Origin of the sequence: Streptomyces sp. NPDC056452, assembly GCF_042796085.1 — a bacterium.
Lineage (GTDB): Bacteria > Actinomycetota > Actinomycetes > Streptomycetales > Streptomycetaceae > Streptomyces.
This window is the reverse complement of sequence record NZ_JBHTRI010000057.1, coordinates 1-19,512: the sequence shown is the minus strand read 5'-3', so window position 1 is coordinate 19,512 and position 19,512 is coordinate 1. Positions and strand designations below refer to the sequence as shown.

The 19,512-nt window shown below is 72.4% G+C and carries 20 protein-coding genes; 10 read left to right on the top strand and 10 right to left on the bottom strand.

Going from position 1 to position 19,512, the window contains the following annotated elements:
• Positions 1–61 precede the first annotated feature (61 nt).
• The 4 genes from ACFQ6X_RS34355 to ACFQ6X_RS34340 all read right to left on the bottom strand — a co-directional run bounded on the left by ACFQ6X_RS34355 (position 62) and on the right by ACFQ6X_RS34340 (position 2,612).
• Positions 62–223: a hypothetical protein gene (locus tag ACFQ6X_RS34355; RefSeq protein ID WP_383187679.1), complete on the bottom strand. Its 162-nt coding sequence runs from the start codon at positions 221–223 to the stop codon at positions 62–64.
• Positions 224–301: 78 nt separating this feature from the next.
• A complete protein-coding gene (locus ACFQ6X_RS34350; protein ID WP_383187676.1) occupies positions 302–1,231 on the bottom strand; it encodes an MBL fold metallo-hydrolase in 930 nt (309 codons plus the stop codon).
• Complete coding sequence (locus ACFQ6X_RS34345) at positions 1,228–1,770, bottom strand: flavin reductase family protein (RefSeq protein WP_383187673.1); 543 nt, start codon at positions 1,768–1,770, stop codon at positions 1,228–1,230. The genes ACFQ6X_RS34350 and ACFQ6X_RS34345 overlap by 4 nt, the downstream gene beginning before the upstream one ends.
• A gap of 56 nt (positions 1,771–1,826) precedes the next feature.
• Positions 1,827–2,612, bottom strand: coding sequence for an SDR family NAD(P)-dependent oxidoreductase (locus tag ACFQ6X_RS34340; protein WP_329207425.1), 786 nt, complete (start codon positions 2,610–2,612; stop codon positions 1,827–1,829).
• 205 nt (positions 2,613–2,817) lie between these two features.
• Between ACFQ6X_RS34340 and ACFQ6X_RS34335 the strand changes: the two genes are divergently transcribed.
• From ACFQ6X_RS34335 to ACFQ6X_RS34325, 3 genes are all read left to right on the top strand, one after another.
• A complete protein-coding gene (locus ACFQ6X_RS34335) occupies positions 2,818–3,306 on the top strand; it encodes an SRPBCC domain-containing protein (protein WP_329207424.1) in 489 nt (162 codons plus the stop codon).
• Positions 3,303–4,448 (top strand): hydrolase, encoded by a 1,146-nt coding sequence (locus ACFQ6X_RS34330; protein WP_383187668.1) that lies wholly within the window; start codon positions 3,303–3,305, stop codon positions 4,446–4,448. The genes ACFQ6X_RS34335 and ACFQ6X_RS34330 overlap by 4 nt, the downstream gene beginning before the upstream one ends.
• 184 nt (positions 4,449–4,632) lie before the next feature.
• Entirely contained in the window at positions 4,633–5,898 is a 1,266-nt protein-coding gene (locus ACFQ6X_RS34325) for a cytochrome P450 (protein ID WP_383187665.1), read from the top strand.
• A gap of 172 nt (positions 5,899–6,070) precedes the next feature.
• Here the strand turns inward: ACFQ6X_RS34325 and ACFQ6X_RS34320 are convergent, their stop codons facing one another.
• The 3 genes from ACFQ6X_RS34320 to ACFQ6X_RS34310 are packed head-to-tail and all read right to left on the bottom strand — an operon-like array spanning position 6,071 to position 8,251.
• Positions 6,071–6,640, bottom strand: a complete 570-nt coding sequence (locus ACFQ6X_RS34320; protein ID WP_383187663.1) for a hypothetical protein — start codon at positions 6,638–6,640, stop codon at positions 6,071–6,073.
• Entirely contained in the window at positions 6,633–7,928 is a 1,296-nt protein-coding gene (locus tag ACFQ6X_RS34315) for an NAD(P)/FAD-dependent oxidoreductase (RefSeq protein WP_383187660.1), read from the bottom strand. Before ACFQ6X_RS34315 ends, ACFQ6X_RS34320 begins: the two co-directional genes overlap by 8 nt.
• Entirely contained in the window at positions 7,928–8,251 is a 324-nt protein-coding gene (locus ACFQ6X_RS34310; RefSeq protein WP_327114700.1) for a 2Fe-2S iron-sulfur cluster-binding protein, read from the bottom strand. Before ACFQ6X_RS34310 ends, ACFQ6X_RS34315 begins: the two co-directional genes overlap by 1 nt.
• 202 nt (positions 8,252–8,453) lie before the next feature.
• On the opposite strand from ACFQ6X_RS34310, the gene ACFQ6X_RS34305 reads away from it, so the two are divergent.
• From ACFQ6X_RS34305 to ACFQ6X_RS34295, 3 genes are all read left to right on the top strand, one after another.
• Positions 8,454–9,941, top strand: coding sequence for an MFS transporter (locus ACFQ6X_RS34305; protein ID WP_383187657.1), 1,488 nt, complete (start codon positions 8,454–8,456; stop codon positions 9,939–9,941).
• A 21-nt stretch (positions 9,942–9,962) separates the two neighbouring features.
• The gene (locus tag ACFQ6X_RS34300; RefSeq protein WP_383187654.1) at positions 9,963–11,390 is read left to right on the top strand and encodes an alpha/beta fold hydrolase; all 1,428 of its coding nucleotides are present in this window, start codon (positions 9,963–9,965) and stop codon (positions 11,388–11,390) included.
• Between the two features lie 82 nt (positions 11,391–11,472).
• Positions 11,473–12,726 carry a cytochrome P450 gene (locus tag ACFQ6X_RS34295; RefSeq protein ID WP_383187651.1) on the top strand — a complete coding sequence of 418 codons (1,254 nt, stop codon included), beginning with the start codon at positions 11,473–11,475 and terminating at the stop codon, positions 12,724–12,726.
• Positions 12,727–12,795: 69 nt separating this feature from the next.
• Here ACFQ6X_RS34295 and ACFQ6X_RS34290 read toward each other — a convergent pair whose 3' ends face one another.
• Genes ACFQ6X_RS34290 through ACFQ6X_RS34280 form a run of 3 tightly spaced genes read right to left on the bottom strand, consistent with a single transcriptional unit; the run spans position 12,796 to position 15,714 of the window.
• Entirely contained in the window at positions 12,796–13,338 is a 543-nt protein-coding gene (locus ACFQ6X_RS34290) for a VOC family protein (RefSeq protein ID WP_383187648.1), read from the bottom strand.
• 52 nt (positions 13,339–13,390) lie between these two features.
• Positions 13,391–14,164 carry an SDR family NAD(P)-dependent oxidoreductase gene (locus tag ACFQ6X_RS34285; RefSeq protein ID WP_383187645.1) on the bottom strand — a complete coding sequence of 258 codons (774 nt, stop codon included), beginning with the start codon at positions 14,162–14,164 and terminating at the stop codon, positions 13,391–13,393.
• Between the two features lie 35 nt (positions 14,165–14,199).
• On the bottom strand, positions 14,200–15,714 hold the full coding sequence (locus ACFQ6X_RS34280) for an amino acid adenylation domain-containing protein (protein WP_383187642.1): 1,515 nt from the start codon (positions 15,712–15,714) through the stop codon (positions 14,200–14,202).
• Between the two features lie 240 nt (positions 15,715–15,954).
• Here ACFQ6X_RS34280 and ACFQ6X_RS34275 point away from each other — a divergent pair, with 240 nt between their 5' ends.
• The 4 genes from ACFQ6X_RS34275 (at position 15,955) to ACFQ6X_RS34260 (ending at position 19,468) form a co-directional block, all read left to right on the top strand.
• Positions 15,955–16,800 (top strand): SDR family oxidoreductase, encoded by an 846-nt coding sequence (locus ACFQ6X_RS34275; RefSeq protein ID WP_383187640.1) that lies wholly within the window; start codon positions 15,955–15,957, stop codon positions 16,798–16,800.
• A 124-nt stretch (positions 16,801–16,924) separates the two neighbouring features.
• Entirely contained in the window at positions 16,925–18,124 is a 1,200-nt protein-coding gene (locus ACFQ6X_RS34270; RefSeq protein ID WP_383187637.1) for an NAD(P)/FAD-dependent oxidoreductase, read from the top strand.
• A gap of 59 nt (positions 18,125–18,183) precedes the next feature.
• On the top strand, positions 18,184–18,411 hold the full coding sequence (locus ACFQ6X_RS34265; protein WP_329207405.1) for an acyl carrier protein: 228 nt from the start codon (positions 18,184–18,186) through the stop codon (positions 18,409–18,411).
• A 13-nt stretch (positions 18,412–18,424) separates the two neighbouring features.
• Entirely contained in the window at positions 18,425–19,468 is a 1,044-nt protein-coding gene (locus ACFQ6X_RS34260) for a ketoacyl-ACP synthase III family protein (RefSeq protein WP_383187634.1), read from the top strand.
• The last annotated feature ends 44 nt before the right edge of the window (positions 19,469–19,512 follow it).

Sequence of the window (19,512 nt, the reverse complement as noted above, 5' to 3'; positions counted from 1 at the left end):
GACGAGGGGCCCTTCACCAAGGGCCCCTCGTCCATGCGCCGGACACCGTTCCGGCAGGCCGTCAGTCGATGCCGCGGCAGATGTGCGGTTCGCTCCCGTCGTCGTCCAGGTCCCCGGCCAGCAGCAGCGGCACCCAGGGGGGTGCCTCGTCCGGCGGCGCGGGTGGCAGAGGCAGGGACAGCGGTAGTTCCACCGTGACGCGGTCCAGCAGCATCGTCTCCATCGACGACTCCTCCTTCGGTTGTGCGAGTTGTGCGAGGTGTGCGAGAGGTACGAGTGGCGCGGTGTGCGCGCCGTACGGTCAGGCGTGACAGGCCGGCAGCCCCCCGTGGTAGGCGACCATCTCCTTGAAGGACGCCGCCACATCGATGCGGGCACCCGGCGCGAGGCCGTCGAGCTCCGCGTACGCGCGGTGCAGGTTCCCGACCAGCCGCTCGGAGTCCAGGAGCCCGGCGAACGAGCCGATGTCCGCCTCGCGCGCGGCCTGCAGCGGGCCCACGCCGCGCCGCAGACCGTCCTGGGCCAGCCCCTGGAGCAGCCGGAGGTACGCCTCCGTCGCGTCGATGAGCTCCGGCCCGCCGACCAAGCCGTGCCCGGGGACCACCACCGCGGGCCCGAGCGCCCGCAGCCGCTCCAGGGCCCGCAGCGAACCGGTGACCGAGCCCATCAGGATGTACGGGGTCACCCCCGACCAGACGACGTCACCGGTGAACAGGACCGCGCGCTCGGGCACCCACGCCACGATGTCGTTCGCCGTGTGGGCGGGCCCCACGTGCAGGAGCTCGGTGCGCAGCCCCTCGCCGTGCAGGGTGAGTTCGTCCCGGAAGGTGAGGGTGGGAAGCGTCAGCGGGGTCTCGCCCCACTCCACGTCCGGCCACAGGTGGCGCAGGCCGAGGCCCGCCTCCTCGGTGTCGGACCGCGTCCCCGCGTGGGCCACGACCACCGCGCGGGGGGCGAACTGGCCGTTGCCGAAGGTGTGGTCGCCGTGGAAGTGCGTGTTGACGACGTAGTCCGGACCGCCGGGAACGATCCGGGCGACCTCCTCCCGCAGACGCCGGGTGCGGGACTCGGTCGCCGCCGTGTCCACCAGGACGGAGCGGCCCCCGCCGGCCACCAGGCCCGCGTTGTTGAGGCACCAGCCGCCCTCCGGCTGGACGAAGGCGTACACGTCCTCGGCGACCGGTACCAGCGAGCCGGGTGGTGCCACCCGCGGGGCCTGGGCCGTCGTCACGCGCTCTCCTCCTTCGCGGCGGAGGGCAGCCGGCCGAAACGGCCCTGGTGGAAGAGGAGCGGGTCGGGGGTGGACAGCCCGCCGGACAGGGCGACCACCCTGCCGATGAGGAGCGTGTGGTCCCCGGCGGCGTACTCCGCGTCCAGGACGCACTCCACGTACGTCTCCGCGTCGGGCAGTACGGCGTTGCCGGTGACGCCCTCCTCGGCGGACAGCCGCAGCATCGCGGCCCGGCCCTCGGAGCGGTCGGGGCGGCAGAACTCCTGCGCCAGGTCGCGCTGCGCCTCCGTCAGCACGTTCACCGCGAAGCTCCCGGCGCGCGAGATCCGCGGCCGCATCCGGCCGTCGGCCTTCACGGACACCAGGATCAGCATCGGGTCGAGCGACACCGAGGTCAGGCTGTTGAGCGTCATGACGATGGTGTCGTCGCCGCTGCCCTGGGTGAGCAGGGTGACGCCCGTGGGGAAACGGCCCATCGCGGTACGGAAGGCGGCCACGTCGGGTTCGGCCAGCAGTGCGCCGGCGGTCACAGCAGTCATGTCAGGTACTCCGATTCTGCTCGTGCCATCAGGGCCATGAGGGGGTACGGGCGGGCTCAGTAGTTGCCGAGTCCGCCACAGACGTTCAGTGCCTGGGCGGTGATCGACCCGGCTGTGTCGGAGGCCAGGTAGCCGACCAGGCCGGCCACCTCCTCGGGGGTGGAGTAACGGCCCAGCGGGATCTTGGCGTTGAACTTGTCCTGGATCTCCTGCTCGCTCACCCCGTAGTGGCCCGCGTAGCCCTGGCGTACGCGCTGCGCCATCGGCGTCTCGACGTAGCCCGGGCAGACGGCGTTCACGGTGATCCCGGTCGGGGCGAGCTCCTTGCCCACGGCCTTGGTGAAGCCGATCACGCCGTGCTTGGAGGCCGAGTAGGGAGCGGCGAGTTCGACGCCCTGCTTCCCGCCGGTGGACGCGATGTTGATGATCCGGCCCCAGTCGCCGTCCCGCATCAGGCCGGCCTTGAGCACCTCGCGGGTGACGCGGAAGGTGCCGTTGAGATTGGTCTCGATCACGTCGTCCCAGAGCGAGTCCTCCATCTCGGCCGTCACACCGCCGCCGCCCCGGCCCGCGTTGTTCACGAGGATGTCGATCCGCCCGTACTCGGCGACCGCGGCCCGTACGGCCTCCTGGATCTGCTCCAGGGACGTCACGTCGCACACCGTGCCGGCCACTTCGAGGCCCTCCTCCCGCAGCTGCTTGACCACGGTGCGTACGCTCTCGGCGCTGCGCGCCACACCGAACACCGCGACCCCCTGCCGGGCGAGCAGCTCGGTCACGGCCAGGCCGATACCGCTGGTCGCACCGGTGACGAAGGCAACTCGTCGTCCCGCGTCTGTCATCGTGCTCTCCCCATCGCTCGTACCGATCCTGTTCAGGAGCTCGACGGTGGGCCCGTGTCCTTGCGGGGTTCTCGCACGCCGGTGGACCCGGGGTGGAGGGCCGGCCCTCCAGCCGAACTCCACACGGGGCCTAGCGCGGGCCGTCAGCGTGGGCGCCATTCGATGCGGCGACCGGGCGGACACCCGGCTGGAGCGAGGAGGCCCCGTGCCCGAGCAGACGCAGACCCTGCCCGACGTCAGGAAGTCGGTGACCGTGGCGGCGACGCCCGACCAGTGCTTCAAGGTCTTCACCGAGCGCCCGGTGGACTGGTGGCCGCCGAGCCACATCCTGGTGCGCAAGGAGCGGGCCGGCCTGGCCTTCGAGGCGGGCGTGGGCGGGCGTTACTACGAGTGGGACGTGGAGGGCACCGAGATCGCCTGGGGGCGGATCCTGGAATGGGTACCCGGCCGCCGCGTCGCCATGACCTGGCGGATCGACCCCAACTGGCAGTCCATCCCCACCGACGACGGGGCGAGCCAGATCGAGGTGGACTTCGAGGCCGTCGACGGGGGCACCAAGGTGTCGCTCGCGCACGTCAAGCTGGACCGGCACGGTCCGGGCGCCGAGCGGATCTTCAAGGCGCTGGACGGACCGAGCCCGGGCGAGACGCTGGAACGCTTCGCGCAGGCCGTCGGGGACGGGGCCGGAGCATGAGCATCGACGGAAGCGTCATCGACGCCCCGGCGTCCCCCGCGTCCACGGACACGGGTCTGGTCCCGGCCGCCGACCGGCTGCGGCTGCTCGCGGCGCTGCACGCCGCCGACGCGGACACCGGGCGTGGCCTGTCCCGCGAGGTCACCGACGCGATACGCGAGGCCGGGTTCGCCCGGCACTTCGTGTCCGCCCGCTTCGGCGGCACGGAGGGCTCCTTCGCGGAGCTGACCCGGGCCGTCGTCTCCGTCGGCGAGGGCTGTGCCGCCTCGGCATGGTGTGCGTCGCTCGCCGCGTACTCGGCGCGCTTCGCCTCCCACCTGCCCGAGGAGGGCCACCAGGCCCTGTGGGGCGCAGGCCCCGACACGGTCGTCGCGACCGGCCTGATGCCCGCCGGGCGGGCCAGGGCCGTGGACGGCGGCTGGCAGGTCACCGGCCAGTGGGCGTACGTCAGCGGCATCGACTTCGCGGACTGGGCGATGGTCTGCGCGGCGGTCGGCGGCGGAGAGGGCCCGCCGCAGCTGCGCTTCTTCACCCTGCCCCGGGGCGCGTACACCGTGCGCGAGACCTGGGACAGCGTCGGGATGCGGGCGACCGGCAGCCACACGGTCGTCGTCGACGACGTGTTCGTACCGGCGCACCTGTCCTTCGACCGCACCGACATGCTCACCGGCCGTAACGGCACCTCCCGGGTGGCCGCCCACAACGTGCCCTTCCAGGCCGTCGGCGGACTCACCTTCATCGCCCCCGTCGTCGGCGCCGCGACCGGCGCCCTCGCGGCGTGCGCGGGCTCCATCACCGGCCGGCGGCGCAACCAGACCGCCGAGCTGACCGTGGTCCGCGCGTCCGGCCGGGTCGACGCGGCACGTCACCTCGTGGAGCAGAACGCCCACGTCCTGGACGAGCGGCTGTTCACCCCCGAGAACATGGCGCGCAACGAGCGCAACGCCACCTACGCCGCCGAGACCCTCCGCGAGGCGGCCGCGCTGCTGGTCGGCGCGGCCGGCACCGGAGGCCTCGGCGAGGGGCACGCCCTGCAGCGGTTCTGGCGGGACATCACCTCCGCCACCAGCCACGTGGCGCTCCAGTACGACACGGCAGCCCGGAAGAACTACTCGGCGGTGCTCCTCGGCCCCGCCGAGTGAGCCGAGCCGCCGCACGGCGGGAGGGGGCGTCCGGGAAGTTCCGGGCGTCCCCTCCCGTGTTTCCCCGGGGGTGGCCCAGCGCCCCGGAAGGCGATCGACGGACTCCAGTTCGGGGCGACTTGGCCTCCATCGGCGGTCCGTACGTTGAGGCCCGACCCGTAACGCCCCAAGCGGAGGTTTCGTCGTGACAGTCACCCAGGAGACAGCCACCCAGGAGACGGCGCCCCAGGGCACCGGCTGCCCGGTGGCCGGCACGTTCCCCTTCACCGGATCCAGCTACCGCGGCCCGGCGCCCGCGTACGGCCGCCTGCGCGCCGAACAGCCGGTGGTGAAGGTGCCCACCGCGGGAGGTGTGGACGCCTGGCTGATCACCCGTTACGAGGACGTGCGCCGGCTGTCCGCCGACCCCCGGCTCAGCCGCGCCCAGGCCTGCGGCGAAGGTGCCCCCCGGGTGGGCGGCACGATGCACACCACCCCCGAGATGATCATCTCGCTGGACGCCCCCGAGCACTCGCGACTGCGCAAGCTGGTCGCCGGCGCGTTCACCATGCGGCGGGTCGAGCGCATGCGGGAGAACGTCCAGCGGGTCACGGACGAGCTCCTCGACGACATGGAGGCCAAGGACGGCGCCGTGGACCTCGTCCAGCAGCTGGCGGTACCGCTGCCGCTGACCGTCATCGGCGAGCTCCTGGGCGTACCTGCCGAGGACCTGCGGGAGTTCGAGCAGTGGGCCCGTGCCTTCGCGACCGTCGACGACCGGGCCGGCGGTGAGGCGTCCCTGCACGCGCTGGGCAAGCTCAGCGAGTACATCGTCGGGCTGATCGCCGAGAAGCGGGCCAACCCCTCCGACGACATGCTGTCCGAGCTCATCGCGGCCCGCGACGACGACGACCGGCTCAGCGAGCCCGAGCTGGTCACCTTCGGCTTCACCCTGATCGGGGCCGGCTTCGACACCACGGCCAACCAGCTGGCCAACTCGGTACTGGCCCTGCTGGTCGACCACCAGGAGCAGTGGCGCTACCTGGTCGAGGACCACTCCCGCATCCCGAAGGCCGTCGAGGAACTCCTGCGGCACGTCAACCTGTTCGCCACCGACACCTCCGGCTTCCCGCGCATCGCGGCGGAGGACATCGAGGTCGGCGACGTGACGATCCCGAAGGGCGACGCCGTCCTGCTCTCGCTCGCCTCGGCCAACCGCGACGCGGAGGTCTTCGACGAGCCGGACCGGCTCGACCTGGGCCGTGAGCGCAACCCGCACATCTCCTTCGGCCACGGGATGCACTACTGCCTGGGCAAGCACCTGGGGCGCATGGAGATGGAGATCGCCATCGAGGGCCTCGTCCGGCGCTTCCCCGACCTGAAGCTCGCGGTGCCGGAGAGTGAACTGCCGTGGCACACCGGGGAGATCAACCACACCCTGACCAGCCTCCCGGTCGTCCGGGGCAACTGAACCGGCAGACACACGGGAACGGTCCCGGCCCCCTCGACCTCCTTCACGGACAAGAAGAAGGACGAGGGGGCCGGGACCTTTCCCGTGCCCGCACCTCGGCACGCACGAGCCGCGCCCGCCTTCCGCTCGTGGGAGCGGGAGGCGGGCGCGCGGGCAGGAAGCCGGAGCGGGGTCAGCCGGCCGCGGAGGACACCCGGACGGCGGTGGCGTCCACATCGATCGGTCCCTGCGGGCCGACGGTCGCGTCGGGGGTGACGAAGGCGTACGCCTCGGAGACGAAGCGCTGCCCCGAGATCCGCCCCATGTGCACCGCTTCCACCTTGCCCGGGTACGGGGATCCCGGCGGGCCCGGCGGGTGCGTGACGTAGAAGGCGAACGTGCCGTTGTTCTTGTCGCTCCAGAAGCCGCCTCCGGCGAACTGGGGCTCACCGTTCTCGTCGGCCGGACCCTCGACCGTCAGCTGGTGGTCGGCGCGGAAGACGAAGCGGGAGTGGGCGACCGAATCGCCGTCAGGGGTGTGGACGGTCACCGTGAGGTCCCAGGTTCCGGCGAGCGATACGGCTCTGACGTGGTGCCTGGACGTCTCGCCGGCCGTGGCCGACGCGGTGCCGACACCGGCCAGGACCGCGAGTACGGCCAGCCAGACGCCGAGGACTCTCAGGGTGATCGGACGCGGAGGCCGACGCCGGGCGGTGTCGGCCCCGGTGGTCGCGCCCGCGGGCGCCGACGTGGTTTCAGGCATGGACGGACAGCCTTTCCTGGGTGGTTGTGCGGGACGGTGGAGCTGTGGGGGTGGTGGGGGTGCGGGGGAGTCTCTTGAGGTCGAAGCCCGGCTCGCGGACGGTCGCGGGCGACAGATCGGTGCCGGCCGTGAGCAGCCGCCGGGCGATGCCGTGGTCCGCGGGACGGTTCACCGACTCGACGCCGGTCAGCCGGCCGCCGCGGAAGCAGAAGACGGAGAACTTCCCGTCGGCGAGGTCGCCGACGGTGACCGTCTCGTCGTGGCCCGCCGTCAGCCCCGCGATCTGCAGCCGCAGCGCGTACTGCTCGGACCAGAACCAGGGCACGGCGGTGTACGCGTAGGGCTCGCCGCAGATCGCCGCGGCCACGCACTTGGCCTGGTCGGAGGCGTTCTGGACGGACTCCAACCGGACATGGCGGCCCGCGTGCGGGCTCGGGAAGCGCGCGCAGTCACCGAGGGCGAAGATGTCCGGTTCGCTGGTGCGCAGTTGCGCGTCCACGACGACGCCGTCACCGACGAGCAGGTCCGCGGCGAGGGCCAGTTCGATGTTCGGCAGGACGCCGACGCCGACCACGATGAGGTCCGCGGCGATCCGCTCGCCGCCGTCCAGCTCCATGACCTGGACCCGGCCCTCGCCGTCGCCGAACAGCGCGGTCACCTCGCGGCCCAGCAGGACGCGTACGCCCCGCTCACGGTGCTCGGCGACGATCCGGTCCGACACCGTGGGGGTGAGCGCGCGGGCCAGCGCCCGGGGCTGCGCCTCCACCACCGTCACCTCGTGGCCGAGGCCGCGGGCGGTCGCCGCCACCTCCAGGCCGATGAAGCCGGCGCCGACCACGACGAGTCTGCGGGGCGGCCCGCTGAGCCGCAGCCGCAGGTCCTCGGCGTCGGCCAGGCCGCGCAGCGACAGCACCCCGGTCAGCGAGGCGCCGGGCACGGGCAGGGTGCGGGGCCGGGAACCGGTCGCCAGGACGAGGCGGTCGTACGGCAGCCGCAGTCCGGACTCCAGGAGGACGGTGCGCCGCTCGCGGTCGAGGGAGGCCACCCGGTCACCGGGCAGCAGCTCGATGTCCTGTTCGGTGTAGAACGACGGGGGCCGCAGCGCGATCTCCTCGGCCGCCACCGTGCCCGCCAGGTAGCCCTTGGACAGCGGCGGCCGGTAGGACGGCCCGGGCGGCTCGTCGCCGATGAGCGTGATCCGGCCCCGGAAGCCCCGGCTCCGCAGGGCGCAGGCGGTGTCGAAACCCGCCTGGCCCGCGCCGACCACGACGACCGCGTGCGCGGCCATCAGCTCTGCGCCTCGGGCAGGTGGACCAGCAGTCCGTCGATCTCGTCACCGACGGGCAGCTGGCAGCTCAGCCGGCTGAACTCGGTGCGCTCGCAGGCGGTGCCGTACAGCACGTCGTCCTCGACGGAGTCCATCTCGGGCAGCGGCAGCGTGTTCGCCTCGTCGACGTACACGTGGCAGGTGCCGCACTGGGCGGAGCCGCCGCACTGGGCCTCGATGCCGTCGACGTTGTTGAGCTTCGCACCGCGCATGACCGTGTTGGGCGCCTGGACGTCGACGATGGTGACGGTACCGTTCGGATGCTTGTAGGTGATCTTGGCCATGGCGAGCTCTCCTCGTGGAATGTCGGCCAGCCGTGCGGAAGTACGGCACCGGACTGTGGGATACGTCCCTGCAGTCCCGGTGGAGGGGATCTCGACCGCGCGGGCCCGCGCGACCCCGGCGCCACACAGGGCGGACCGGCGCTCGAGCGCGCGTCGACACGCGGTCCGGCGGCAGTCCATCGAAGGGGCGCAGCGTGCCCGCATGACTGTGACCGATCGGACGCGACAGACGCCCGCCCCGCCCGGCAGGGCCGCCCCCCGGACCGGGCTGGTGCTCGTCGCCTGCTGTCTGGGCCAGTTCATGAACGTGCTCGACGCCTCTGTGGTGAACGTGGCACTGCCCGTCATCGCCGACGACCTGGACTTCGACCGGCACAACCTGCAGCTCGTCAACAACGCCTACACCGTGGTGGTCTGCGGCTTCCTGCTGCTGGGCGGACGGCTCGCGGACCTGTTCGGCCAGCGCAGGATCTTCCTGTGCGGAGTCGCCCTGTTCACGCTCGCCAGCGCGGTCGGGGGGATGGCCGACGCCCCGGGGACGCTGATCCTCGCCCGCGCCTTCCAGGGTCTCGGCGCCGCAGTCATGGCCCCCGCCACGCTCACCGTGCTCGGCACGACCTTCACCGAACCGGGCGCACGGGCACGGGCCTACGGATGGTGGAGCGCCGTCTCCGGGACGGCCGGGGCGATCGGGGTGCTGGCCGGCGGGGTGATCACCGAGTGGTTCTCCTGGCGGTGGATCTTCCTGATCAACGTCCCCATCGGGATCGCCCTGCTCGCCGCCGTCCGCTGGGTCGTACCGGAGACCCGGCCGCAGGGCGAGGGCCGTGCCCACCGCCGCCTCGACCTGCCCGGTGCCGTCACGGTCACGCTCGGGCTGATGAGCACCGTGTACGGGGTCTCGGAATCACATGTGCACGGCTGGGGTTCCGCGCGGGTGCTCGGACCGCTGCTGACCGGCGCCGCGCTGCTCGCCGCCTTCCTGGTGATCCAGGCACGGTTCGCCCGGCACCCCCTGGTGCCGCTCAAGATATTCCGCAACCGCTCCGTGGCCGCCGCCAACCTCGTCGCCTTCTTCGGCATCGCCGCGCTCTTCAGCACCTTCTACTTCTTCACCCTGCTGCTCCAACAGGTGCTCGGCTACAGCCCGCTGGTCACCGGCCTGAGCTATCTGCCCCTGTCCCTGGGCATGGCGCTCGGCGGCTGGGGCATCGCCTCCGTCGTGCCCCGCACCGGACCGCGCCCGGTCCTGCTGGGCGGCCTCGGGCTGTCCGCCGCCGCACTGTTCTGGCTCGCCCGGCTGGACGCGGGCGCCACGTACACCGTGGACGTACTGGGCCCCGCCGTGCTGCTCGGCTTCGGCATGGGCGCCGTACTCAACGCCACGACGAACGCCGCCACCGCCGGACTCCCCGCCCATCAGGCCGGGCTGGCCTCCGGGCTGCTCAACACCACCCGGCAGCTCGGCAGCGCGGCCGGTCTGGTGACCCTGGCCGCACTGTCCGCGGCCCGCGTCGACGCCCGGGTCGCGGCCGGGGCGGACACCACGGACGCCCTCGCCTCCGGCTACGGACTGGCGCTCACCTGGGCGGCCCTGTTCGCCGTGGCCGGACTGGTGGCGGCCCTGTTCGTGCCGGTCCGGGAACGTTCCAGTACCCCTCGAGGCGCTACCGAGAGTCTGGCGGCCTGACGAGAACGGAGGTTTGCGGTGGTGAGCGAGTTCCACACACAGCGGCCGGCATGGTCGCCCGCACCGGACGACGACCGGACCGAGCACGCGACGATCGAGGTCCCCCGCGACTACACCGACCCCGGGGGCGAGCGGATCACACTCGCCCTCAGCCGCCGCCGCGCCACCGACCCGGCGCGCAGGCGCGGTGTCCTGCTGGCCGTCAACGGCGGCCCCGGCGGCGACTGGGGGCACGGCCTCGGGCTGCCCGGCAAGTTCGCCGGAACCCCCCTGGAGGAGGTCTACGACCTCATCGGCTTCGACCCGCGCGGCACCGCCGGATCGACCCGGCTGTACGCCGAAGTGGCCGTCCCCGCCCAGCCGTTCGACTCCCGGCCGCCGGACACCGTGTTCGCCGGACTGGCCGAGGACATGCGGCTGCGCGAGGAGGCCTGCGCACGGGGCGGCGGGGACCTGCGCCCGCACATCAGCACCCCCAACACCGCCCGGGACATGGACGTGATCCGTGCCGTGCTCGGCGAGGAGCGGATCAGCTTCGTCGGGTACGCGTACGGCGCCTACGTCGGGGCCGTCTACGGCAGCCTCTTCCCGGCCGGCCTGGACCGGCTGGTCCTGGACTCCTGCGTCGGCCCGCAGTGGACATGGCGCGAGCAGTTCCTCCAGCAGGGCGACGCCGTCCAGCGCAACGTCGACCTGTGGGCCCGCTGGACCGGCGAGCGGCACGGCAGCTTCGCCGTCGGCGCCTCGGCCGAGCAGGTGCTCACCACCGTGGAGGAGGCGGTCGCCGCCCTGGAGTCGCTGCCGCAGGACGCCGTACGGCTGCGGACCCTCTTCGACGGGGCCGTGGGCAACCGGGCGAGCGACCGCGGCCAGTGGGCCACCCTCGCCGTCCTGGTCGCCGGGGTGCACCGGGCTGCCCGCGAGGGGGACCCGGACGCCTGCCGCGAGCTGCTCGCCGAACAGGGCACGTGGCGGCCCGCGGACAGCGAGGGCGACCTGCGCGTCGGCGTCCTGGAGGCCATCACGCTGGAGCACGCCTGGCCGTCCGACCTGGAGGTGTACTACCAGGACATGCGGGAGTTCCGTAAGCGGTTCCCGTACGGCTACGGGGTGCTCCGGGCCTCGCCGTGGGTGGGTGCCTTCCGTGCCTTCGAGGCCGCCGAGGAGCCGGTGCGGATCACCCGCGACGGCTACGCGGCCGGTCTGATCGTGCAGGCCGACGGCGACCCCATGGACCACTACGACGGCGGTGTGGCCATGGCCGAACTGGTCGGCCACCACCTGCTCACCGTCGAGGACTCGGGAGAGCACGAGGTGTACGTGCTGGGCGGCAACCCGCACGTCGACGCCGTCGTGCACCGCTATCTCGTGGACGGCACCCTGCCGCCCGCGCGCTCCGCCGTCCCGGGCCGCACCCCGCGTCCGGACGTCCCGGCGGACGCGGCCTGAGCGGGTCGAGTCCGAAGCAACCCCGTGTCCAGCAGCGCCTTCTACGGTGCCGCGCAACCGTGTCAACTGTGGAGGTGCTGTTGTGTCCGTGACCGAGTACGGGAGCGAGTCCGTGACCGATGAGGACCGGGACATGAAGGTGTTCCCCCTCGCCGGCTCGTCCTACCGCTGCCCCGCCCCGCAGTACGCCGGGCTGCGGGCCGGGCAGCCGGTCGTACGGGTGCGTACCGAGGGCGGCGTGGACGCCTGGCTCGTGACCGCCTACGACGAGGCCCGGGAGGCACTGGCGGATCCGCGGCTGAGCCGGGCCGAGACCGTGAAGCCCGGCGCGCCCCGGATCGGCGGGGCGATGACCTCGACGCCCGAAATGATCATTTCCATGGACGGGTCCGAGCACTCCCGGCTGCGCCGGCTCGCGGCCGGGGCGTTCACCGCCCGGCGCATCGAGCAGATGAGGCCGGGCATCCAGCGGATCGCCGACGGGATGCTCGACGGCCTCGCCCTGTCCGGCGGGCCGGTCGACCTGGTGGAGCGGTTCACCGTACCCATGCCGCTGACCGTCATCGGTGAGCTGCTGGGTGTGCCGATGAGGGTCCTGCGGCTGTTCGCCGCCAACGCGCGGGACTTCGTCACCGTCGACGACCAGGGCGAGGACTCGGACTCCGTCAACGGCCTGGCCAAGCTGAACGAGTACATGGTCGAGGTCGTCGCGGAGAAGCGCGAGAACCCCACCCAGGACCTGCTGTCGGACCTGATCACGGCCAGGGACAGCGGGGACCGGCTCAGCGAGACGGAGCTGGTCACCTTCGCCTTCACCCTGATCGGGGCCGGCTTCGACACCACGGCCAACCAGCTCGCCAGCTCCGTCCTGGCGCTCATCGCGCACCACCGCGACCAGTGGAACTGGCTGGCCGAGGACCGCTCCCGGATCCCGAAGGCGGTCGAGGAACTGCTGCGGCACGTCAACCTCTTCTCCACGGATTCGGCCGGCAACCCGCGCATCGCCGTGGAGGACATGGAGCTCGGCGGGGTGAAGATCGCCAAGGGGGACGCGGTGGTGATCGCCATCTCCTCGGCCAACCGTGACGAGAGGGTCTTCCCCGACCCGGACCGCCTCGACCTCGGCCGCTCCCACAACCCGCACCTCTCCTTCGGCCACGGCATGCACCTGTGCCTGGGCAAGCAACTGACCCGGATGGAGCTGGAGATCGCCATCGACGGCCTGGTCCGGCGCTTCCCCGACCTCAGGCTCGCCGTGCCCGAGAGCGAGGTCCCCTGGCACCTGGGCGGGATCAACCACGCCCTGGAGACCCTGCCGGTCACCTGGGGATCCTGATCCAGGAGCACAGCGGTTGAGCCCCCGCCCTTCCGGGCGGGGGCTCAACCGCTGCGCGGAGAAACGCTGTCAGCCGATGGGCGCGTCCTGCTGGACCTCGGCGGGGTCCGCGCCGGCGATCCAGGCGTCCATGGACGGCTTCATCAGGGTGTTCAGCAGCTCGACCCGGATGCCGCCCAGACCGCGGTGGTAGACCCACATCAGGGCGCCGTCCACCTCGGTGTCGTTGGAGGCCTCCACCTCGAAGCCGAGCTCCACGAGCGCCGCGGAGGTCGCCTCGATCCGGTCGTTCTCGGCCCAGTAGCCCACGTGGTGGGCGCCGTTGCTGCCGTCGGACACCCAGACGGTGCCCGGGATGGCCTCGACGAGTTCGAGCCGCGGCTCCTCCAGCGACAGCACGAAGCGCTGGTCGCCGTGCTGGAGGCCGCCCGGGGTGCGCGCCGTCACCTGGAGCTCCATCACGCTGGTCCAGCGGTAGCCCGCCAGCTCGCTCAGCGCCTTCATCGCCAGGTCCAGGTCCTCCACGACCAGACCGGTGTGGAACAGGGCCTCGGGGCTGAGCACCGGGCCCGGTGCGGGGCTGCCGTCCTGCCGGTCCACTGTCTGCGACATCGGTGTGCCGTCCTTTCCTTCTTCGGGTTCGGTTCCGTGGGCCCGGGTGGCCTCAGACCTGCTTCGCGCGTACGAGATCGGCGCCGCCGTCCATCGTGAGGATCTGGCCCGTCATCCACGCGCTGCTCGGCGCGGCGAGCAGCGTGATCCACTGCGACACGTCCTCGGGCACGCCCGTCACCCCCAGCGGCACGCTCTTCGCCGCCTGCGCGAAGAGCTCGTCCACCTGCTCGGGGGGCATGCCGTGGCTCTCGTACACCTCGGTGCGCACCCAGCCCGGAGCGACCGCGTTCACGCGGATGCCCTTCGGGGCCAGCTCCAGTGCCCAGGAGCGGGTGAAGGTGTTCACCGCGGCCTTGCTCGCCGCGTACACCGAGGCCATCGGAGTCGGGTTGTGGCCGGCCGGGCTGGTGACGAAGACGATGCTGCCGCCCGGCGAACGGAGCGCCGGGAGGAGCCGGTTGGTGAGGATCACGGTGCCGAGCACATTGACGTCGAACAGCTCGCGGGCCGCGTCCGTGTCGATGCTGCCGGCCGCGCCGATGGTGTGGATCCCGGCGTTGTGCACCAGGACGTCGAGGGAGCCGCCCAGCTCGCCGACCGCCTCGGCGACCGCGTCCGCGCCGCTCTGCGTGCTCACATCGGCGCGGACCGGGACGATGGCCGGGTGCAGTGCCGCCACCTCGGCGAGGCGGTCGGCGCGGCGCCCGGTGACGATCACGCCCGCGGCACCCTGCTTGGCGAAGTCGAGGGCGGTGGCGCGGCCGATGCCGGTGGCACCGCCCGTGACCACGACGTACTGGTTGGTGAACGGATGGTTGGTCATGCTCCGTCCTTTCAGGTCGGCTCGGGAGAGGGGGATCAGACGTAGATGGACTTCGACGTCCAGTCGGGGGTGGGCAGCGCCTTGCGGTCCGCCTTGCCGTTCCCGGTGATGGGCAGCTCCGCCAGCGAGACGAAGGCCGCGGGGATCATGTGCTCGGGCACGCGCTCGCGCAGGTACGAGCGCAGGGCGCGCCGGTCGAGGGTGTCGGCCTCCGGTACGACCCAGGCCACCAGCCGGCGGTCGCCGAGGTGGCTCTCCCGGACGCCGACCGCGGCGCCGCGCACCTGCGGATGGCCGGCGAGGACGCTCTCGAGCTCACCGGGCTCGATACGGAAGCCCCGCAGCTTGAACTGGTCGTCGTTGCGGCCGAGGAACTCGATGACCCCGTCGGGGCGCCGCCTGGCCAGGTCGCCGCTGCGGTAGAACCGCCCGGCCGCACCGTCCCAGGGAGCGGTGACGAACGCCCTGTCCGTGAGGTCGGGGCGCCGCCAGTACCCCCGGGACACGCCCGCGCCGCCGATCCACAGCTCGCCGGGGGTGCCGTCGGGCAGCGGCAGGCCGGAGTCGTCGACGATCCTGACGTCGACGTTCTGCAGCGGGGTGCCGATCGGCACGGAGTGGCCGAGGTCCTCCTGCGCGCCGATCCGGTGGCAGACGGCGAACGTGGTCGTCTCCGTCGGCCCGTAGCCGTTGACGATCCCGCAGCCGGGCACCGCGGCCTGCAGCTCGCGGATGTGCGGGACGGAGAGCACGTCGCCGCCGGCCAGCACCGTGCGCAGCCCGCTGAACGCCTTGACGTCCACATCGATCTGCCGGTGGAAGAGCGCGGCCGTCAGCCAGAGGACGGTGACGCCCTCGTCGCGCAGCAGGGCGCCGAGCTCCTCCGCCTGGATCTGCCGCGGCGGGGCGAGCACCAGCCGGGCCCCGTTGAGGAGAGCGCCCCAGATCTCGAACGTGGCGGCGTCGAAGGCGACGGGCGCGAGCTGCAGGATCCGGTCCTCGGGGCCCAGCTCCACGTAGTTGGGGTCCGTCACCAGGTTGGTGATGTTGCGGTGCTCGACCATGACGGCCTTCGGGCGGCCCGTGGATCCCGAGGTGTACATCAGGTAGGCGAGGTCACCGGGCCGGACCTCGGCGGCCTCCGGCGGCAGCGGCAGGTCCGGTGCCGGGCGGGCCGGGACCCGCAGGACAGGGATGCCGTACGTCGAGAAGCGGCCGGCATCGTCCGGCTCGCACAGGACGGCACGCACCTCCGCGTCCGCGAACACCTCGGCCACCCGTGCGGCCGGGTCCTCGAGGCCGATGGGTACGAACGCCGCGCCGGCTCCCAGCACACCGAGCAGCGCGGCGACGAGTTCGGGGGAGCGCTCCAGGCAGACCGCGATCCGGTCGCCCGCGCTCGCCCCCGCACGGTCCGTGAGCTCCCGCGACACCTCACGCGCCCAGCGGTCGAGCCCGGCGTAGGTCAGGTGGTCGTCACCGGCGGAGACCGCCACGGTGTCGGGGGCGTCGGCGGCCCGACGGCGAAACGCTGCGACTACCGATGTCATCGGCCTGTCTCCTCTCGAGGTCCCGGGGCGGCAGGGTCTGCGAACCGGCTCGAATGCCGGTGGAACCGGCCGTGTCCCCGCACGGGTCAAGGCACGCGCGAGTGCCGCCCTGTTCACTGAATTGCCGGCTCCGCCTAGGGCCCGTCCGACCCTGTTCCGCCGGACAGGCCCGTAGGGCCGACGGTTTCCGTCAGCCACCCCACCATCCGGGCCGGCACCGCACTCGACGGGAGTACCACCGTGACCATTCTCGTAACCGGGGCACGCGGCAACGTCGGCCGCCGCGTCCTCGACAGCCTGCACGCCGCGGGCCACACCCTGCGCGCATCCGGCCGCACACCTGGGGAGTTGAGCGTTCCGGCCGCAGTGGACACTGTCCGGCTGGACCTGAACAGCCCGGACACCTTCGACGCCGCCCTCGACGGCGTGGACAAGGTGTTCCTGTACGCCGAGTCCGAAGGCGCCAAGGACTTCTTCGCCGCTGCGGCCAGGGCGGACATCCGGCACGTCGTCCTGCTGTCCTCGTCCACGGTCGGCGGCCCCGACGCCGGGACCGACGCCCTGGCCCTGCTCCACGCGGCGGTCGAGGACGCGCTCGCCGAGTCGGCGCTGCCGGCCACCGTCCTGCGGCCGGGCGCCTTCGACGGCAACGCGTTCGGGTGGAGTGACGCCATCCGCAGGGGACAGCCCGTCGAACTGCCGTACACGGACGCCCACACCGCGCCCATCCACGAGGGCGACATCGCCGACGTCGCCGCGGCCGCCCTGGCCGACGAGACGCTCGTCGGCCGGACCCTCACCCTCACCGGGCCGCAGTCGCTGACCTTCCGCGAGCAGCTGGGCATCCTCGGGGAACTCCTCGGACGCGAGATCCCGGTACGGGAACTCACCCGGGACCAGGCGGTCGAACAGATGGGCAGGTTCGTCCCCGCGCCGATCCTCGCCTCGCTCCTCGGCCAGTGGGCCGCAGGGGTCGGGCGGCCGGCCGCGACCCTCGACACCGTGGAACGCGTCACCGGCCGGCCGGCGCGGACCTTCCGTCAGTGGGCCGGGGAGAACCTCGGCGCGTTCGCCGCCCAGGACTGATCGAGCGGGTCTCAAGAAGAGACTGCGAAGGTGCCCTCAGATTGCTCCTAAGCCGGTGGGCCGGGCGTCGTCCGCCCGGCCCACCGTCGAACCGAGGGGCATGTCCGTGACTTGGAGGTCCGGAATGTACGACGTCATCGTGGTGGGGGCTCGCGTCGCGGGTGCCGCCTCCGCTCTGCTCCTGGCGCGGGCGGGCCATCGGGTGCTGCTCGTCGACCGGGCGCGGTTCCCCAGTGACACCCTCTCCACGCACTACATCCACCAGCCCGGGATCGCGCGGCTCGCCCGCTGGGGCGTGCTGGACGCGGTCCGCGCCACCGGCTGCCCGGCGCTGGACAGGACCGTCTACCAGGTCGAGGACGTCCGGCTGGACGGCGGCACCGTCCCGCACGAGGGGCAGTCGGCCGCGTACGCACCGCGCCGGTACCTGCTGGACCAGATCCTGGTCGACGCGGCCGTGGCCGCCGGTGCGGAGTTCCGGGACGGCTGCTCCGTGTCCGGTCTCGTCTTCGACGGGGACCGCGTCGTCGGGGTCAAGTGCCGCTCCGCGGAGGGCAAGCCGGTCGAGGAGCGGGCCCGCCTCGTGGTGGGTGCGGACGGGATGCGGTCGGCGGTGGCCAAGGCCGTCGACGCCCCGTACACGGTCCAGGACCCGCTGATGTCCTGCATCTACTTCACCTACTGGCAGGGCATCAAGTCCCAGTTCGAGCTGTACGAGCGCCCCGGCCGCTGGATCGGCGCGATACCGACCAACGACGACGCCACCCTGATCGCCGCGTACTTCCCGCAGGCGGAGTTCAACCAGGTGCGCGGCGACGCGCTGGAGCACTACCTGGAGAACATCCGCACCACCGCGCCGGATCTGTACGCGCGGGCGATGGACGGCGGCGAACGCGTCGAACGGCTGCGCGGCACCGGGGACCAGCAGAACTTCTTCCGCACCCCCGCCGGCCCCGGCTGGGCGCTCGTCGGCGACGCCGCGCACCACAAGGACTCGATCACCGCGCGCGGCATCAGCGACGCCTTCCTGCAGGCGGATCTGCTGGCCGCGTCGGTCGGCGGCGTACTCGACGACCCGGTGCGGCTCGCCGAAGGGCTGCGGACGTACGGGGAGGAGCTCCAGGACGAGCTCTTCGAGGGCTACCGCAACACCCTGTTCGTGAGCCGTCTGGAGGTCACACCCGACCGGATGGCGATGCTCCGCATGGTCAGCGGGTCCCAGGACCTGACGGAGCGCTACTTCGCGGTGGCCGCCGGCGGCATGTCCGTCGACGAGCTGTACGACGAGGAACTGCACAGCCGGCTCGAGACCGAAGCGGCATGACGCCGACCGCGCCCCCGGACCGGGGCCACCAACCGACGCAGAAGACAACGGAGGCACCAGTGACCGCAACGGAGTGGGAGAGGGAGCTTTGCCTGCTGTTCGGCGAAGTTCTCGGCATGCCGGACGTCGATGTGGAGGACAGCTTCTTCGACCTGGGCGGGCACTCCCTCCTGGCGTCCAAACTGACCCGGCGCGTCCAGGAGGCGTTCGGCATCAAGATCCCGGTACGCCGCATCTACCAGGCGCCCACCCCCGCGACTCTCGCGGCGTACCTCTACGCGTCCTGAAGGAGAGACTGACATGCGCTGGAACAACCTCTACGTCGCCGGTGTGGGTGCGTACCTGCCCGAGCGGATCGAGACCGCCGAGGAGGCGATCGCCGCGGGCAGCTACACGGAGCAGAAGCGTTCGCTGAACGGCTTCCGCTCGGTCCACGTTGCCGCCGAGCACGAGACCGGCCCCACGATGGCGGCGATCGCGGGGCGCAGGGCGGTGGCCAGGTCCGGACACGAGCACGACGAGTTCGGCCTGGTCCTGCACAGCTACATCGGACACCAGGGGCTCGACTTCTGGACCCCCGCGAGCTTCGTGCAGCGCGAGACCGTCGGCGGCACGGGCCCGGCGTTCGAGATCAAGCAGGGCTGCAACGGCATGCTGGCGGCCTTCGAGGTCGCCTCCTCGTACGTGACCTCACGCCCCGATGTCACCGCGGCCCTCATCACGGGCGGCGACGCCTTCCGGATGCCCTACATCGACCGCTGGGGCTCGGACGAGCAGAACGTCGACGGCGACGGCGCCGCGGCTCTCGTCCTGTCCAGCCGCGGCGGGTTCGCCCGCGTCCGCGCCACGTACTCGCACGCGGACCCCTCGCTGGAGCCGATGGGGCGCAGCGGGGCCGGCTGGACGGACGCGCCGTTCTCCGGGGGAGCGCCGGTCGGGGTCAGCGAGCGCAAGTCGGACTACCTGCTCGCCGAGGACATGGACTTCGACGACGCGATCGAGAAGATCTCCGCCAGCGTGCAGCTCTCGATGAAGCAGGCCCTCCACGAGGCGGAGGTGGAGCTGCCCGACGTGCGGTACTTCCTCCACCAGAACCTCGCCCTGTCGATCGTGACCCACGGGCTCTACGGCCTGCTGGGCGTCGACCGGGAGCGGACGACGCACGAGTGGGGACTGAGCACCGGCATGGTCGGCACCGCCGACCCCGTGCTCGGGCTGAACCGGGTCATGGAGAGCGGCGAGGCGAAGCCCGGGGACCTGGTCGTCCTCCAGGCGGCCGGCGCGGGATACGTGTGGACGACGACGGTCCTGGAGATCCTCGACACCCCGGACTGGTCGAACTGACCGTGTACGACGGCGGGGGAGAGACCGGGCCCTCCGGTCTCTCC

Bases quoted from the DNA above. Each gene is read 5' to 3' on its own strand.
- ACFQ6X_RS34355 (WP_383187679.1), bottom strand. From the start codon at position 223: ATGGAGACGATGCTGCTGGACCGCGTCACGGTGGAACTACCGCTGTCC.
- ACFQ6X_RS34345 (WP_383187673.1), bottom strand. From the start codon at position 1,770: ATGACTGCTGTGACCGCCGGCGCACTGCTGGCCGAACCCGACGTGGCC.
- ACFQ6X_RS34340 (WP_329207425.1), bottom strand. From the start codon at position 2,612: ATGACAGACGCGGGACGACGAGTTGCCTTCGTCACCGGTGCGACCAGC.
- ACFQ6X_RS34330 (WP_383187668.1), top strand. From the start codon at position 3,303: ATGAGCATCGACGGAAGCGTCATCGACGCCCCGGCGTCCCCCGCGTCC.
- ACFQ6X_RS34320 (WP_383187663.1), bottom strand. From the start codon at position 6,640: ATGCCTGAAACCACGTCGGCGCCCGCGGGCGCGACCACCGGGGCCGAC.
- ACFQ6X_RS34315 (WP_383187660.1), bottom strand. From the start codon at position 7,928: ATGGCCGCGCACGCGGTCGTCGTGGTCGGCGCGGGCCAGGCGGGTTTC.
- ACFQ6X_RS34310 (WP_327114700.1), bottom strand. From the start codon at position 8,251: ATGGCCAAGATCACCTACAAGCATCCGAACGGTACCGTCACCATCGTC.
- ACFQ6X_RS34305 (WP_383187657.1), top strand. From the start codon at position 8,454: ATGACTGTGACCGATCGGACGCGACAGACGCCCGCCCCGCCCGGCAGG.
- ACFQ6X_RS34290 (WP_383187648.1), bottom strand. From the start codon at position 13,338: ATGTCGCAGACAGTGGACCGGCAGGACGGCAGCCCCGCACCGGGCCCG.
- ACFQ6X_RS34285 (WP_383187645.1), bottom strand. From the start codon at position 14,164: ATGACCAACCATCCGTTCACCAACCAGTACGTCGTGGTCACGGGCGGT.
- ACFQ6X_RS34280 (WP_383187642.1), bottom strand. From the start codon at position 15,714: ATGACATCGGTAGTCGCAGCGTTTCGCCGTCGGGCCGCCGACGCCCCC.
- ACFQ6X_RS34270 (WP_383187637.1), top strand. From the start codon at position 16,925: ATGTACGACGTCATCGTGGTGGGGGCTCGCGTCGCGGGTGCCGCCTCC.
- ACFQ6X_RS34260 (WP_383187634.1), top strand. From the start codon at position 18,425: ATGCGCTGGAACAACCTCTACGTCGCCGGTGTGGGTGCGTACCTGCCC.